Source organism: Gallintestinimicrobium sp. (assembly GCF_046968865.1).
GTDB lineage: Bacteria > Bacillota > Clostridia > Lachnospirales > Lachnospiraceae > Gallintestinimicrobium > Gallintestinimicrobium propionicum.
This window is the reverse complement of the sequence record NZ_JBKVPW010000004.1, coordinates 119,275-135,982: the sequence shown is the minus strand read 5'-3', so window position 1 is coordinate 135,982 and position 16,708 is coordinate 119,275. Positions and strand designations below refer to the sequence as shown.

At 46.4% G+C, this 16,708-nt stretch carries 13 protein-coding genes; 3 read left to right on the top strand and 10 right to left on the bottom strand.

The window, feature by feature from the left end; translation table 11 throughout:
- Positions 1–215: 215 nt before the first annotated feature.
- Complete coding sequence (locus tag ACLTOQ_RS05575) at positions 216–1,523, top strand: IS4 family transposase (protein ID WP_412319014.1); 1,308 nt, start codon at positions 216–218, stop codon at positions 1,521–1,523.
- 180 nt (positions 1,524–1,703) lie between these two features.
- Here the strand turns inward: ACLTOQ_RS05575 and ACLTOQ_RS05570 are convergent, their stop codons facing one another.
- The 4 genes from ACLTOQ_RS05570 to ACLTOQ_RS05555 form a co-directional block, all read right to left on the bottom strand.
- Entirely contained in the window at positions 1,704–2,714 is a 1,011-nt protein-coding gene (locus tag ACLTOQ_RS05570; RefSeq protein ID WP_412319013.1) for an NAD(P)H-dependent glycerol-3-phosphate dehydrogenase, read from the bottom strand.
- Positions 2,715–2,755: 41 nt separating this feature from the next.
- The gene (gene plsY, locus ACLTOQ_RS05565; RefSeq protein WP_308727771.1) at positions 2,756–3,415 is read right to left on the bottom strand and encodes a glycerol-3-phosphate 1-O-acyltransferase PlsY; all 660 of its coding nucleotides are present in this window, start codon (positions 3,413–3,415) and stop codon (positions 2,756–2,758) included.
- Entirely contained in the window at positions 3,415–4,752 is a 1,338-nt protein-coding gene (gene der, locus ACLTOQ_RS05560; protein WP_117960080.1) for a ribosome biogenesis GTPase Der, read from the bottom strand. Before der ends, plsY begins: the two co-directional genes overlap by 1 nt.
- Positions 4,753–4,851: 99 nt before the next feature.
- Positions 4,852–6,192: a DUF512 domain-containing protein gene (locus ACLTOQ_RS05555; RefSeq protein WP_118497313.1), complete on the bottom strand. Its 1,341-nt coding sequence runs from the start codon at positions 6,190–6,192 to the stop codon at positions 4,852–4,854.
- Positions 6,193–6,389: 197 nt separating this feature from the next.
- On the opposite strand from ACLTOQ_RS05555, the gene ACLTOQ_RS05550 reads away from it, so the two are divergent.
- Complete coding sequence (locus tag ACLTOQ_RS05550; RefSeq protein ID WP_021914553.1) at positions 6,390–7,574, top strand: ribose-phosphate pyrophosphokinase; 1,185 nt, start codon at positions 6,390–6,392, stop codon at positions 7,572–7,574.
- A 131-nt stretch (positions 7,575–7,705) separates the two neighbouring features.
- Here ACLTOQ_RS05550 and ACLTOQ_RS05545 read toward each other — a convergent pair whose 3' ends face one another.
- A complete protein-coding gene (locus ACLTOQ_RS05545) occupies positions 7,706–8,737 on the bottom strand; it encodes a glycoside hydrolase family 172 protein (protein ID WP_262584844.1) in 1,032 nt (343 codons plus the stop codon).
- A gap of 222 nt (positions 8,738–8,959) precedes the next feature.
- On the opposite strand from ACLTOQ_RS05545, the gene ACLTOQ_RS05540 reads away from it, so the two are divergent.
- Positions 8,960–9,961 (top strand): NYN domain-containing protein, encoded by a 1,002-nt coding sequence (locus ACLTOQ_RS05540; RefSeq protein ID WP_412319012.1) that lies wholly within the window; start codon positions 8,960–8,962, stop codon positions 9,959–9,961.
- A gap of 196 nt (positions 9,962–10,157) precedes the next feature.
- On the opposite strand, the gene ACLTOQ_RS05535 is transcribed toward ACLTOQ_RS05540, so the two are convergent.
- The 5 genes from ACLTOQ_RS05535 to ACLTOQ_RS05515 all read right to left on the bottom strand — a co-directional run bounded on the left by ACLTOQ_RS05535 (position 10,158) and on the right by ACLTOQ_RS05515 (position 16,615).
- Entirely contained in the window at positions 10,158–10,769 is a 612-nt protein-coding gene (locus tag ACLTOQ_RS05535; protein ID WP_021914556.1) for an AAA family ATPase, read from the bottom strand.
- Positions 10,770–10,865: 96 nt separating this feature from the next.
- A complete protein-coding gene (locus ACLTOQ_RS05530) occupies positions 10,866–12,218 on the bottom strand; it encodes an SLC13 family permease (protein WP_412319011.1) in 1,353 nt (450 codons plus the stop codon).
- 203 nt (positions 12,219–12,421) lie between these two features.
- Positions 12,422–13,267, bottom strand: a complete 846-nt coding sequence (locus ACLTOQ_RS05525) for a hypothetical protein (RefSeq protein ID WP_412319010.1) — start codon at positions 13,265–13,267, stop codon at positions 12,422–12,424.
- A gap of 10 nt (positions 13,268–13,277) precedes the next feature.
- Positions 13,278–15,890 carry a histidine kinase dimerization/phospho-acceptor domain-containing protein gene (locus ACLTOQ_RS05520; protein WP_412319009.1) on the bottom strand — a complete coding sequence of 871 codons (2,613 nt, stop codon included), beginning with the start codon at positions 15,888–15,890 and terminating at the stop codon, positions 13,278–13,280.
- Positions 15,891–15,919: 29 nt separating this feature from the next.
- Positions 15,920–16,615, bottom strand: a complete 696-nt coding sequence (locus tag ACLTOQ_RS05515; RefSeq protein ID WP_337425667.1) for a response regulator transcription factor — start codon at positions 16,613–16,615, stop codon at positions 15,920–15,922.
- Between the last annotated feature and the right edge of the window lie 93 nt (positions 16,616–16,708).

Sequence of the window (16,708 nt, the reverse complement as noted above, 5' to 3'; positions counted from 1 at the left end):
TAGCGCAAAAAAAGAGAGCCTCCCGGCAATGTCATTAAGTTAAGATGACCAATCAAGATCTTAGCATCAGAGATGATGCTAGGGTCTTTTTATTTTGTAATAAATGCTTGACATATGATTCGAAATGTGCGGCCGCTTTCGCTATTGAATGATAATGAGGTAGCGAAAGCGGCCCTTGTAATTAAGAACATCTTGATTGCAAGGAGGTAACGCATATGAGCAATTATATTAATCAAGTTTCAAATTCTCTAAAGAATCATATTTCGGAATTAGCTAACAATCCATGTTTATTTCTTCGAAACCCCAATGTCGATTTCTCTCGAAAACGGAAAATTGATTTCAAAACTTTTATAGGAATCATGATGAATTCGGGTGGAGCTACTATGAGTAAAGAACTACTTGATTTCTTTGATTTTAACAAAAATACTCCGTCTGTGTCAGCATTTACGCAACAACGTTCAAAAGTACTTCCAGAGGCTTTTGAATATTTGTTTAAATCTTTTACGGATGACAACCTTCCAACTAATAATAATTATCATGGTTATCGTTTAATTGCATGTGATGGAAGTAACTTGACCATTGCAACCAATCAAAAGGATCCAGAAACTTTTTGGGAACGTAATCAGCATGGTTCAATTGTTAATAAACTACATCTAAACGTCTTTTATGATGTTTTGAATCGTATATACACCGATGTTTTAGTGCAAACAGCAGCAGATTGTAACGAGTTTAGAGCATGTGCAACAATGATTGACAGATCGAAACTAGAGAATGTTATTCTTGTTGCTGATAGAGGATATGAAAACTATAACATTTTTGCACATGCAATTGAAAAAGGATGGAAATTCGCTATACGTGTCAAAGATAAAAATAGTAATGGAATTGCATCTGGGTTAAATCTTCCTCCAAATGATGAGTTTGATATAGATATCACTCAGATTTTTTCGAGGAAAAATACAAAGACCACAAAAAATGCAGGCTATAAGTGGATGCCTGTAAATCAAGTGTTTGATTATCTTCCACGAAAAAGTGATAAAACATACGAATTATCATTTCGTATTATTAGATTTCCTATAGGGTCTAATTCTTATGAAATAATAATTACAAATCTTGATAGAAATATTTTTGATGTAAAAAAAATAAAGGAAATCTATCATTTGAGATGGGGAATAGAAACTTCATTCAGAGAATTAAAATATGCCATAGGATTAACAAGTTTCCATGCACGAAAACCAGATTTTATTAAACAAGAAATATATGCGCGATTACTTTTGTATAACTATTGTGAATTAATAACAACACATGTAATAAGACAAATGAAAAACAATGATAAAACAAAACAGGTGAACTTTACAATCGCCATTTATATTTGTAGAGAATATCTCCGTAATAAACGCAATCTTAGTCCACCTGATGTGATTAACCTAATAGAAAAGCATGTATTACCAGTAAGACCTGGTCGAAAAGACCATCGCAAAGTCAAACCCCAGGCATCTGTAAGCTTTCTATATAGAGTGGCTTAATCATAGATAATTATAAGTTTTTTTTGACAGATAAACAATCTGTCTTTTTGTTGTGCTGCAAAATAGACAAAAGAAAAAACACATCATATTTATCAAACAATTGCAAATATGATGTGTTTTATAATTATGTCAAAATTCTTAACTTAATGACATTGAGCCTCCCGGCTCTCTTTTTTTGCTTCATTCCCACTCTGTATCGGAGATTTCTACTTTTTTATCCCGCAGCATCAAATCTGCCACTGCTTCCTTTGCGGGCTTTCCGCCGAACAGCACCAGATTGACCTGCTCGATGATCGGCATAGATATCTCATATTTTCTCGCAAGTCCAAGTGCTGCCTTTGCAGAATACACGCCCTCAACGACCATCTTGACTTCGTTCATGGCCTCTTCCATCGTGTATCCTTTTCCGATCAGGATGCCTGCGCGCCGGTTTCGCGAATGCATGCTGGCACAGGTTACAATCAGGTCGCCGATTCCGCTCAGTCCAAAGAACGTCTCACGGCGTCCGCCCATCGCAGTGCCCAGGCGTGCAATTTCCGTGATACCTCGCGTAATCAGTGCAGCCTTGGTGTTATCGCCGTATCCTAAGCCGTCTGCAACGCCCGCTGCCAGCGCAACGACATTTTTAAGCGCTGCACCCAGCTCGATACCAAGCACATCCGGGCTTGTATACACGCGGAATACCGGGTTCATAAAAATGCTCTGGATTTTTTCCGCAATTTCTTTTTTCTTAGAACCGACAACGATCGTCGTAGGGATTCCCTTGCCCACCTCTTCTGCATGGGATGGACCGGAAAGTACTGCCACCTCCGCCTGCGGAACCTCTTCTTCAATGATCTGAGAAAGCGTCATCAGCGTGTTTTCTTCCACGCCCTTTGCAACGTTTACGATGATCTGTCTCTGTGCTGCCACATCCTTTAACTGATGCGCCGTGCTTCTGGTAAACGGGGACGGAACTGCCAAAACGAGCAGATCCATCCCCTCCACAGCAGCCTTTAAATCTGTCGTGAATACCACACTGTCATCCAGAATGACTCCCGGCAGCTTGGAGGTCTGTTCATGCTTTTCCTGCAGCATCGTAATCTCATCTGCAAGTGCGCTCCAGACCGTTACCTGATGTCCGTTATTTGTCAAAAGCCAGGTCAACGCAGTGCCCCAACTGCCTGCACCGATCATACCGATTTTTGCCATAGTTTTTACCATCCTACTCTAATTTATATCTGCTTTGTTTCTTAGTTCAGCGCTTCTTTATTTTTCTTAAAAAGATAGGTCTTGCGTTCTGTACCGGAAAGCAGACGTTTGATATTCTCCCGGTGCTTCCAATACGCCATTGCCGTCAGAAACGCCGCGATCACATACATCTCAGTCCGGTGTCCGACCGGCATGGAAAACAGATCCATCTGTCCCATAATCACCATTTCGATCAGGAATCCTGCATAAACCAACAGGGAACCGAGGGAAACATAATGCGTCAGCAGGAAGGTACCGAAAAACAGGATCACACCCATTGGGATAAATGCCGGATGGATCGCCAGGATCAGGCCTGCTGTCGCAGCAATGCCCTTGCCGCCCTTAAAGCCTAAATAAAACGGATAGTCGTGTCCCAGAATCGCACCGAGTGCCGCATACATCGCAAGCAGATAATACATATCCTCATGCACACCGCCTGCAAACAACAAGCGCACTGCTGCGATTGCCAGGATACATTTTAAAATATCTCCTGCCAGTACGATCAATCCTGCCTTTGTACCGAGCACGCGCAGCGTATTTGTCGTTCCCGCATTGCCGCTTCCGTAATTGCGGATATCAATTCCATGCAGCTTTCCATAAATATAGGCAGTCTGAAACAGACCGAACAGATAGCCGATGGCTACACAGACCAGACGTTCCATCATTCGTTATTCTCCTTCCTCTCTCTGATAATAAATTTCAGAGGTGTTCCGCGGAACCCAAACGCCTCGCGGATTTTATTTTCTATATATCTCGTATACGAGAAGTGCATCAGCTCTTTATCGTTGACGAAAATAACAAATGTCGGAGGCTTTACCGATACCTGCGTAATGTAATACAGCCGCAGACGCTTTCCCTTGTCCGTCGGAGGCTGCTGCAATGCAACCGCTTCCGCCATAATTTCATTCAATACGCCCGTTGCAACCCTCAGCGCATGGTTCTCAATGACTGCGTCGATCGTCTCAAACAGCTTGGGCAGACGCTGCCCGGTCAGTGCAGAAATGAAAATAATCTCTGCATACGGCATAAAAGAAAGGGTGTTTCGGATCTTTTCCTGGAAACGATAAATCGTCTTATCATTTTTCTCGATGGCGTCCCACTTGTTGACCGCAATGATCATGCCCTTGCCCCGCTCATGAGCAATTCCGGCAATCTTGGCATCCTGCTCGGTCACGCCCTCTTCCGCATCGATGACAAGCACGACGACATCGGCGCGCTCTACCGCGCTGACGGTGCGAACGATCATATAACGCTCCAGCTCTTCTTTAATTTTATTTTTGCGTCGAAGACCTGCCGTATCAATGAAGATGTACTCTTTTCCGTTATGCACTACCTCGGTATCCACCGCATCCCGCGTTGTACCTGCAATATTGGAAACGATCACCCGGTTTTCACCGATCAAGCGGTTAATAATGGACGATTTGCCGACATTCGGTTTTCCGACAATCGCAATTTTCGGACGATCATCCTCCTCTTCCATCTCTGCATCTTCAGGGAAATGACGTACAACTTCGTCCAGCATATCGCCGATCCCCATCCGGTTTGCCGCAGAGATCGGCCACGGATCACCGATCCCCAAATTATAAAACTCATAGACATCCGCCATGTATTTCTGGAAGCTGTCTACTTTGTTGACCACCAAAACCACCGGCTTGTGGGAACGGCGCAGCATATCCGCTACCTTGGAATCTGCATCCACCAATCCCTGCTTGACATCTACCATAAACAGAATCACGTCCGCTGTGTCGATGGCGATCTGTGCCTGCTCCCGCATCTGGGACAAAATGATGTCCCCGGAATCCGGCTCGATACCGCCGGTATCAATCAGGGTAAAATTTTTATCCAACCACGAAATGTCCGCATAAATACGGTCTCTTGTAATGCCCGGTGTATCCTTTACGATGGAGATCATCTCTCCCGCCAGTGCGTTGAACAGTGTCGATTTTCCGACATTGGGTCTGCCAACTACTGCAACGATTGGCTTTCTTTTTCTTGCCATATATGCTCCTTTCCTTATAACGGACAACATTTCTCCCGCCTGTCCTTTGGCAATGCGCTGATTTTTCTAAACTGCGCAGCTGCAGTTTCCAGACTGGGGTTAAAATTTGCCCAGCAAACTTTCCGTAAAATCATATCCGCTTGATTTTACAATATTCACGGGTACTTGTAAAGCGCTGGAAATATCCTCAACCGTATAGTCGTCCAACAGCACCCTTTCGCCGCTTCGAAGGACGTTGATCGGCAGCAGCAGCTCTTCGCCCAGATGCTCGCCCTTTAACTGCGCCATGATATCCTGTCCGGTTAAAAGCCCTGTTACCGTAATCCGTTCCCCAAAAAAGTCGTTGCGGATCGGATGCACATGGACGCAGAGCCCCGGAAATTCTTCCTCCATCCGTCTCGCCATCCGTTCGATATAAGGTGCGACAATTCTGCCGGTTACTGTAGAAATTTCCCGCTTTCTGTGATTCCAGCGCTCCATCGCGCCGCTTTTCCGAAGCTGCCGCAGGGAATCTTCAAATTCCTCCAGCAAAAGCCGTATCATGCCGACACCATTTTCCAGCTGCAGATACCCATCGTAGTTATCCTCGTCCGGAATCTCCTCTTCCGCCAGGATATACCATTCGTCGCTGGCATGGATAAAATGCAGACCGTACTCTGGAAAAAGCTTTTCCTGCCATTTGTGGATCGTCGCAAGCACCTGCTGCGCCTCTTCTTTTGTAAAGGGCTCCAGAGGATACAGCCCCTCCCGGTATTTCGACAGTCCAACCGGCACAACCGACACACTGCGCAGATGCGGCAAATATTTCGACATGTCGGAAATGCTGCGTTCCAGCTCTGCACCGTCGTTGACTCCCTTACATAAAACGATCTGACCGTTCATCTCGATGCCCGCCTCGTAAAAGCGATCAACCTTTTTGAGCGCGTCGCCTGCAAAACGGTTGTGCAGCATCATGCAGCGCAGCTCCGGATTTGTGGTCTGAAAGGAAATATTGATCGGAGACATATGATATTTGATCACACGTTCCACATCCTTGTCAGACATGTTTGTCAGCGTCACATAGTTGCCCTGCAAAAAGGAAAGACGCGAATCATCATCTTTAAAATACAGTGTTTCCCGCATTCCCTTCGGCATCTGGTCGATGAAACAGAAAATACATTTGTTGCTGCAGGAACGGTAATCGTCCATCAGTCCGTTTTCAAACTCGACCCCCAGATCCTCCGCGTAATCCTTATCGATCTCCAACAGCCATTCTTCCCCGGACGGCTTGGCGATCAGCACCTCCACATACTCTTCCTCGATCATATATTGATAATCAAAAATATCTTCTACCGTTTCACCGTTGATCTCCAGCAGGCGATCTCCGGGTTCTATCCCCATCTCCTCTGCGATGCTGTCCGGTTTTACAGTTTTAATCAAATGCCCTTTTTGCTTCTTCATGAACTATCCTACTCCTGCATGCTTTCTGATCGGAAATTCTTCTTTTTTTGAATCCAATTCCTGTACCTTCCTATTTTACTAGAAAAATCCCGCTCTGTCACGAGAAATTTCTTGACGCGCCAACAGGCGGATGATATAAATGAAAGGTAAATGTACTGTCTGATGAATTCCATCAGGATATAATGGAGGAAAATCAAATGCCTAATTTACGCGAACTGGAAAATGCACTTCCCGTTGGCCCTCTGAAAATCATTGCGTTAAACTCCGCAGAGAAGCTCGGCAGAAATGTCAATGATTATCTCGTAACATTCCGCAGAAATATGCGCAAGACCGTACATGACGATCCTGCATTCCGCGGCTATATCGAAAACAACTATCTGGTTGACGCCAGCTGCCCACGTTTCGGCAGTGGGGAAGGCAAGGGTGAACTACACGAATCCGTCCGCGGTACCGACCTCTATCTTCTGGTCGATGTCTGCAACCATAGCCTGACCTATTCTTTAAACGGCTATACCAACCATATGTCTCCCGATGACCATTATCAGGACTTAAAAAGAATGATTGCTGCCGTAGAAGGTAAGGCAAAGAGAATCAATGTCATTATGCCCTTCCTGTATGAAGGCCGTCAGCACAAAAGAAGCGGCCGTGAATCTTTGGACTGTGCCTATGCACTGACAGAGCTCGCTGAAATGGGCGTTACCAACTTTATCACCTTCGATGCGCACGACCCCAGAGTACAGAACGCAACCCCTCTGTGCGGCTTCGATAACTTTACCCCTCCGTATCAGTTCATGCGTGCCCTGCTCGACAACGTGCCGGATCTCATCATCGATAAGGATCATATGATGGTTATCAGCCCGGATGAAGGTGCACTCGACCGTACCACTTATTTTGCAAATGTGCTCGGTGTCAACATCGGTATGTTCTATAAGCGCCGCGATTACTCCGTGATCGTAAATGGCAAAAATCCCATCGTTGCACATGAATTCTTAGGAGATAATATTGACGGCAAGGATATTGTGATCGTCGATGATATGATTTCCTCCGGCGGAAGTATGCTTGATACCGCCCGTCAGTTAAAGGAAATGAATGCAAGACGTGTATTCATCTGTACGACCTTCGGCCTGTTCACAGACGGCATGGCTGCATTCGATGAAGCCTATGAAAAGGGATGGTTCGACAAGGTAATCACCACCAACCTCACCTACCAGATTCCCGAGCTGCTCTCCCGCCCTTACTACATCGAAGCGGACATGAGCAAGTTCCTGGCATCAATCATCGACTTCATGAACCACGATGTTTCCATGTCCAACGTCCTGACTCCTACCGAGAAGATCCGTACAATTCTGGAAAAATACAACAAGCGGGAATCTTATTTGTAAAAGTGTACAAGAAAAGAGCGAACCACTGCAAGGTGCAGAATGGTTCGCTCTTTTTTGTTCATGACAATAGAATGCTCGCAGGCGTGCATTCTATTGTTTGCTGTCCACTACGTTCCAAAATCAGTCAGAGTTTACTTCATCACCATCTCTGCATCTGCAGGAAGCTCAAACGGCAGTTTTCCGGGCTTTTGCTGATACCAGAACGCCACAGAGGTATAATCATCGTATCTCGGTCCTGTCCAGCCAAGGTTGTCCATTGTCATCTTAAAACTCTTCGAAAAATAAACCGGATCTTTTACATGGAAGCGGTAAAGCAAAAAGCGCTGCTGCTGGTTGTAAAACTCTTCGTTATCGCCAAGGATCGCATATAATCCGGTATACAATCCGGAGAAGGTCTGATATTTGTTCAAAATAATATCATTTCCGAATCCGTAAGATCCGCAGAAATAATCCTCCGTACCGGTATAATTCATGGAAGGGTATTTCGCACCATCAATATACATCTTGATCTCGCCTTCTACCCAGCAGGTGTTGTTGCCATTCATGCCGGAGGAAAAACAAACACCGGCAAACATTCCGGGACCCTCAACGTTGTCCAGCACAGTATAGGAACGTCCTTTCTGCACCGGATGCTCCTGTCTGTAAACTGCATGGAAATATCCGCTGTCCTCCGGAATTTCCCCGTGCCAGCCGGAAATCATATAAAACAGCGTCTGCTTCTGCTCTCCTCTGTTTTCCATTGTAATTTTACAATGCTTGTAAAAAGGCATCTCCCAGTAGCTGTTATAGCCGCGTCCCGGTGCAGTCAGCATCGTCGCAGCGTTCAATACAACATACTTTCCATCCCTGTCCTTGAAATTCTCATCATAAGCACATCCGAAAAATGCGGAAATCGGTGCTTCTACCGAAGGGAACTCCTCATTATCCCAATAGATTCTCATCACAAAGGAATGTCCCACATAGCCGGTAAACCAGATATGCGTAATCATACCCGGTCCGTCGGTATCGCATAAAACAACCGTTTCTCCCGGCTCAATATCGATACAGGGACGCAATTTTTCGCAGTCCTTTGCATGCGTGCCGCCTTCTCTGGTTCCTGTTGGATTCTCTGCGGAAAACCCAAAACTTTCTCTCTGCCTGATCTGAAAAAGTGATGTCTCCATATCAAAATCTCCCTTTCGCTGCTCTTTTGTATTCCTTTTTCGTTTTACAGCTTATGTTTATTATATCTGATTTGCTCTTCTCTGAAAAGGGATAACTTGCATTTCAAAATCGAAAATTTGCAGGAAAACAGCAAAATCTATCGTTTTAAAAAGGATACAGAAAACTCCTTTGCAAAACACCTCCGGACGAGTTATACTGAAAGAAAAACGGGAGTGTCATACATGGACCAGAATGAATCCAAAATGCAGATCGCAGTACTGATCGATTCAGAAAACGTCAGTTCCAGATATGCATCTATCATTTTTAATGAAATCGAAACCTACGGCTTTGCCACTTATCGCCGCATCTACGGTAACTGGACAAAAAATAACGGCTGGAGTGAAAATATTCTTCTGGAGAATTCCATCACACCGATTCAGCAGTTTAACTATACCTCGGGCAAAAATTCTTCCGACATGACGATGGTCATCGACGCGATGGACATCCTCTATTCCGGCAATGTAGACGGTTTCTGTCTCGTCACCAGCGACAGCGATTTTACCCGGCTCGCCATGCGCCTGCGGGAAGCCAATATGTACGTGATTGGTATGGGAGAATCCAAAACCCCTGCCGCCCTCACAAAAGCGTGCAACAAATTCATCCATCTGAATCTGATTTTTGAAGCAAGTGTTACCCTTTCCGAAAGTCAGACCGCCGAACTGCATGAAGACTTTTCCTCCGACCGCAGCGTCAAAGCGAATGCAGTCACCCCGATCGCCGATATCGAAGAAGCCATCATTTCTGTCATCAACGATAATGAAAACAAGGGGAAACTCACCTATATGGGAGAAATCGGCAGCCGTTTAAACAGCAAATTCACCGATTTCGATGTCCGCAACTACGGATATACCAAGCTCTTGACATTTATTCAGGACAAATGCGCCAAGCTCGAGCTGGTGAAAGAAAATTCCTCTTATTATGTGAAAGTCCGCGAAATAAACAATGTTTCCGAAATGCAGAAGGAAGTAACGGATCTCATCGAGAAAAGCGGCGGCAGTGTGGATAATCTCTCTGTCATTTACGACTGCCTGAAAAAGAAGCATCCGGACTTTGACCTAAAGGATTACGGCTACAGCCGCCTGTCCAGCTTCTTACGCAGCATGGGCAATATTTCCGTCCGTGGAAATGCTGTTACCCTAAAGGATGCAGTAAAGCAAAAGGCTCGAAAAAAAACAAAACAATAGAATACACGTTTCGCGGATCTTCTATTGTCATGAACTATGAGAAACACGCTCCGCGAGTTTCTCAAGTTATCGCGGCAGTCGCCAAGGTCTCGTGCAAGCACGGACTTTGGCTCGTTGCACGCGTAAATAAAAACGTCCGGCAAAATGCCTTGGGAATTTTCCCATCTGCATTCTACCGGACGTTTTTCAGATCGTCTCAGGCTTCTTGAACGGATTCTGCGATCCGCTCTCTAATATAACTTTCCAGGAAATCAGCCGTCTTTTCAATCCCCATCCGGCTGCTGTTGATGCTCAGATCATAATTACGGGAATCTCCCCATTTTCCCTTTACGTAATAGTTGTGGTACATCTTACGCTGGCGATCCTGCTTTTCGATCATATTCTTCGCTTCTTTCTCCGTCAGGTTGTGAAGCTTCATAATACGCGCAGTCTTGACCGGAATATCGCCCAGCACGAAAATCGTGATCAATCCCGGGGTTCCTGCAAGTTTTGTCTCCGAACAGCGTCCTACAACGACAAAGGATTCTCCTTCATCTGCTTTTTTCTTCAGATACTCGAACTGCATCTGCGCGATATTTTCTTCTGCAGAGGTCGAATACTCCCTTACCCTTCTGGAAAACAGGATGTTTCTGGGCACTTCATCATAACGGTGCAGCGTTTTGGCGTCTACGTTTCTCTCCTGCGCAATCGATTCCAGAATATTGCTGTCGTACAAAGGCAGATCAAACCTTTTTGCCAGAGTCTCCGCAATCACATGACCGCCGCTTCCAAATTCCCGTCCTACAGAAATAATCAGCTGTTTCTTCATACACATACCCCTCCGTTACCCCTTATATTTTTCGTTTCGGAGAATTCAGTTTTGCCGCAGGCAAAAAACTCCCTCCGGCAAAACAGGATTCTGTTTTTAGAAATATCTCAGGAAAATGCAAACCATCGAAATCGAAATGACAATGATCGTCGCAGGTGCCGCATATTTACAGTAATATCCCCATCCAATCGGATAGCCTTGCTTGGTCGCGACGGAAATTCCAACAACGTTTGCAGATGCGCCAATCGGTGTTGCGCTGCCGCCGATATCTGTTCCCATGGAAAGTGTCCACGCCAGCGTAGTCAAATCTATGCCCTGCAGCGCCGACAGCGTCTGGATGACCGGAATCATCGTCGCAGCAAACGGAATATTGTCAACAAATGCACTTGCAATTGCGGATATCCAGAGAATAATCGCGCACATCAGCATGCCGTTGGAGCCGCTCAATTTACTGATCAGACCGGCGATTTCTTCCAGTACGCCCGTCTGCTCCAATCCGCCGACTACAACAAACAGACCAATAAAGAATAAAAGCGTCTTATAGTCTACTTTGGAAAGCAGCTCTTTTGCATCCTTATACTGTGTCACAAGTGTCAAAATCGCAATAAACGTACCGATAAACGCAACGGTCAGCCCCGTCTGCGCATGGGTTACCAAAAGGACAACTGCCAGCAGGAAAATGACACAGCTCTTTGCAAACTCACCTTTATCTGTAATCGCTTCTTTCGGATCGGGATAAGAAGTAATCTGAACCGCTGCACCCTGTCCGGCCAGTTCCTTATGGAAGCATAAGTAAAAATAAATCACGATGACAATAAGCGATATCAGAGCGATAAAGCCGGTGTTGGAAATAAATTCACCGAAGGTATATCCCAGGGATGTGCCGATGATAATGTTGGGCGGGTCTCCACACATCGTTGCTGAACCGCCAAGGTTCGCACAGAAAATTTCCGACAGAATAATCGGAACCGGATTACACTTGAGCGTCTGCGCCAGCTCCAGCGTAACTGCCGCCAAAAACAGGATGACCGTAATACTGTCGATGAACATCGCCAGTACAAAAGACATCAGCATAAACGTGATAAATACCGGAATCGTGCGATATTTTACCAGCTTTGCGATCTCCAGACAGAGCCAGCGGAAAAATCCTGCCTTTCCCATTCCCTCTACCATGATCATCATGCCTAAAATGAAAATGATGGTAGACCAGTTAATTCCGGATGAAGATGCCTCTCCTTCCGCTGCCGTGTACCAGAAGCTTGCCTGAAAGATGCTTTTCACATTCAGCGTTTCCACAATCGCATCCTTACTGTGCATGCCCAGTCCAAACACCAGTACGATCATCAAAAGTCCACAGCCAAGGGACACATACTGCCGCTCGATTTTGTCCATGACAATCAGGACAAACATCACTACGAAAATCAGAACTGCCAATATATGCGGTGCCATTTTCGTTCCCTCCTCTCATATTCTCTTTTGACATTATAATGCATTTTTCGAGGAAGCATAATTGATACTTTGCACAATAAATTCAATCAAAATTCAGCATCTTTCCAGTTCTCTTAACATTCTTCTGGACAATTTGACATAGCACGTCAACTCTGCATGAAACCTTCTCCGCTTCCAGAGCATGAACTGCCGTCTCTTTCCCTTCACTCCATCGGAACTGCAATCCCGATCAGCGTGTCCTCCGCCAACTGATAGGCAATCTCCTCTTCCCAGTTTAAATCAGCTGTTTTTTGTGAAAAGTGAAGCTTTAACATCGCCTGATCTTTTGGCGCAGAACCGGTGTTTTTCAATGCCGCCATAAACAGCTGATATTCCGGATCCGTAATCAGGTACAGCTCTGTCATCTCCCCTGCGGTTTCGCCATAAAAATACCAGTCCTCAAATTCACAGTGCGGATTGAAAAAAACAAACGCATTGTCCGCCTGATAAAAACCGTGCCTGTCCTTTGCAGAAACTTTTTTCGCAGGCAGATTGTTAAAATCGTCTTCCGTATTTTGTGGTGAACCTGCATCTGTGCTGCCTGCTGCAGTCCCGTCAGATTCTGCCCAGGGGATATCGTTCCCACCCATAAGCTCCGGGACCAGGTCTTTCGCAGCCTCATACAAACGTCCAAAACGTTCCAGTTCCCTGCACAGCGGCAGCAACTCCTCGCCAAGCTCTGTCAAATGGAAACGAACATCGTCTGTCCGATGGGCTCTCTCCTGAAGCATCCCGAATACATCGGTATCCGACAAGTCTTCCATTCCTCCCGGCTTTCCGTCTGCGGACACAACGATTGCCGCCGTGCCCTCTTTTTCTGCGGACACCAGCCCGACAGCCTGCAGCACACAAAGCTCTGTCCCCACGCCCTGCTCGTCTTCGTCCATATATCCCGCCAACTGTTTTTCGGACATCGGCTCTTTTTTTAATAAAAATACGATCTGCAGGCGGCTGCCGCTCAAAAGCTTCGCCGCCTGCAAACCGGACTTCCATACGTTTTCTGTATTCATCCTGTAAGGCTTACCTCATCTGTATTTCTAGCTCCGGCTGCGGTACGTCCAGACAGGAAAATCCGATCTGTACCTTGAACAGGTCGCCGTCCAGATAGATTTCAAACGTTCCCTTCTGCAGCGTCGTCAGGTTCTGTGCAATCGACAGTCCCAGTCCGCTGCCCTCCGTACTTCTGGAAATATCGCCGCGGATAAACCGTTCCGTCAGCTCCTCGGCACGGATGTTCAACGCCTGCGCGGAAATATTTTTCATTGTAAATACCGCGATTTCCCTATCATCCTGTCTGACTCTGCGGATTTCCAGATAGACCCGCGTGCCTTCCAGCGCATACTTGCAAACATTGGAAAACAAATTCTCCACCACGCGCCAGATTCTTCTCGGATCGGCTTCGATATAAACCGGCTCCGGCGGCAAACTGACGATCATTTCCAGGCATTTTTCCTTTAATTTGTCATCGAACTCCCCGCAGGTCTGCTTGACGAGTTCCTTGAAATCCAGTCGCTCCATCTGCAAAGAAATATTGCCGGACGTGATCTTGGACGCTTCCACCAGATCGTCCGTCAGCTGCTTCAAGCGCTGGGACTTCGCATCCAACACCTGAATATAGCCTTTCGCGCGCTCATTGTCGATCTGCTCGCGCTTTAACAGGTTCACAAAGTTGATAATCGACGTCAGCGGCGTTTTGATATCATGGGAAACATTCGTAATCAGATCGGCTTTTAACCGTTCGTCCTTCATGCTCTTTTCAACCGCCGTCTTGATGCCGTCTCCGATGCCGTTGACCGCTTCCGCCAGTTCCCGGTTTTCTCCGTGCATGCCGGAAAGATCGACCTTCAGATCCAGATCGCCGTGTCCCAATCGAACCGCAGTGTCCACAATCTGCTGCTGATCCTTTTTCGAGCTGTACAGCATCAGAATCGCAATGATATCGATTACAGCCGCGATCAGAATCCCTACAACACCGCAGCCGCCCAGAATCAGGTTGCCCGCAAGCAACAGTAAAAACGGAAGCAGACTCCTGACCAGAATGTGCCCGTTGTCATAAAGGTGCAGCACGCCGTTTCCAATCCGACTGAAAATCAGCCGCAGCATGGAATTGCTCCACAGTGTATGCGCTCTCGCCCGTCTGACAAGACTCAAATAGAAAAATAAAAACACATCGTCCAGCAAAAAGGCAACAACGCCCACTGCAAACGGGAACCACACCGCATGCGTCACATCCGACAACGTCGTCTGCGCAAGCAGATACAAAAGCCAGCTGACGCCAAGGATCATACCCATCATCAAAATTCCTGCCGCCACAAACGGCTCCGTCAGCACCGTGTCCCGAATCCTTAATTCAATCTGATAACCGCCGCCCTCTTTGCGGACACGCCCTTCATACCGGGTTACCCGAAGCAGCAGCCAGACAGAAACCACCAGAAATATCATACCGACTGCAGCCAGATAACCATAATAAGGAACGACTCTGTGGTACGCCGCACGCGCGGTTGCAAAGCCGTCCTGTGCCGGATACGTCGTATCAACTGCCAGCCATACCCGCGTATTATCGCCAAAGGCATACTGATAGGAGGACAGCTCCTGTCTAAGCTCCTCCGCAGCAATCTCCGTATTCGTCAAAAGCTCCGCCCGATCTGCGTTATAGCACAGATATCTGCCATATTCTTCAAATTGTCTCGTGATTTCGTCTAATTTTTTATCTGAAAAATCGTCCTTCAAATTCGTATAATAATGGAGTTCGCCATCCTGATCTATCCGGTAACAATATCGGATATTTGACACGTCCAGACCGTAACTGTCTTTGTACGCCGAATATTCGGAAAAATTATAAAAAAGTTCCTTCGACGTCGTCTTTAAATCATCCCGCAGCTGAATGTATTCGTCTGTGTCGGACGCATATTGTGCCAGGTCCTTTCCCTCTGCAGACAGATACCGGGGCACCAAAAGATCCAGCTCCATCCCATCTGCATCCGAATAATTCAGTCCCAGCTCCTCGCACTTTTTCTGATATTCTTCCCGGCTGGACGGAAGCTCCTGAATCATCTGCATCGAAAGCGACTGCTTCTGCCGTTTCTGATCCAGCTTCTGCAACACATTCAGGGTTGCCGTTTCCCCGTTCCAGTCGTTCCCGCTCAGCCCCTCCTGACCGGAAAAAACGCTGGAATCCCCTTTGAAATAAGCGTCCAGCTGTGCCTTCGTCGCAAAAACCTTTTCCGTCACGAAGCCATAATTTCCCCATTTGACCAGATCATCCAGATAAAAAGACGCCGTTGCCGTCGTGTCACGGACATCTTCCTGCCTGTGGGCAAATTCCGCGATATCGATCTGCTTTTGTCCATTATAAGTTCCGTCCGTTTCCAACTGGCTTCGGATGACAGAAAGCCGCGTCACTCCTCGGATTTCTTCGGACAGAATGTCCGTGAACAGATCGGAATTTTCAAACGAATTACTGTTTTCAAGCAGATTGATCTGCTGTTCATACAGCCTGCCGTTTCTCTCCACGCTGACCGAACTATTGCAGGCAAGCCCGACAAAAATTGCCGCAAAAGCCGCTGCCAGCACTTTCTGAAAAATGAGCAGCACTCTTCTGTCCTTCTTTCCAATGACCCATTTCTTTTTCATGAGCCCGTACTCCTTTCCGGCTTTTTTCGTCACGGCTGCTTCTCGATCTTGTATCCGACACCCCAGACAACCTTCAGATAACGGGGCTCCTTCGGGTTAATCTCAATCTTTTCCCGGATGTGTCGGATATGGACAGCCACTGTATTATCCGCACCGATTGCCTCTTCTTCCCAGATGCTTTCATAGATCTGATTAATCGAAAAAACACGCCCCTGATTACGCACCAGAAGCAACAGAATATTGTATTCAATCGGTGTCAGCTTGACTGACTCCCCGTCCACCGTAACCTCTTTGGTCTCGTCGTTGATCACGAGTCCGCCAGCGCGGAACACTGCATTATTGTCCGTGTTTAAATTTCCCAGCTTCGTGTAGCGGCGCAGCTGCGACTTCACCCGCGCAACGAGCTCAAGCGGATTAAACGGTTTTGTCACATAGTCATCCGCGCCGATGTTCAGCCCCAGAATCTTGTCCGCGTCCTCGGATTTTGCCGACAGGATAATGATCGGAATGCTGCTGTATTCCCGGATTTTGAGCGTCGCATGGATTCCGTCCAGCTTCGGCATCATAATATCGATAATCAAAAGCTGAATGTCGTTTTCTTTTAACGCCCGGATCGCCTGCTCCCCGTCATATGCCTTGATGACATTGTAACCCTCCTGCGCCAGATAAATTTCGATTGCTTCCACAATCTCTTTATCATCGTCACATACCAGAATATTTGTCATAATACCCTCCATTTTCTGCTTTCTCTCTATTAAATCAGAAAAATCTGAATCTGCTGTCCGGGATATTCTTAATATTTTATAAAGATTTTACCG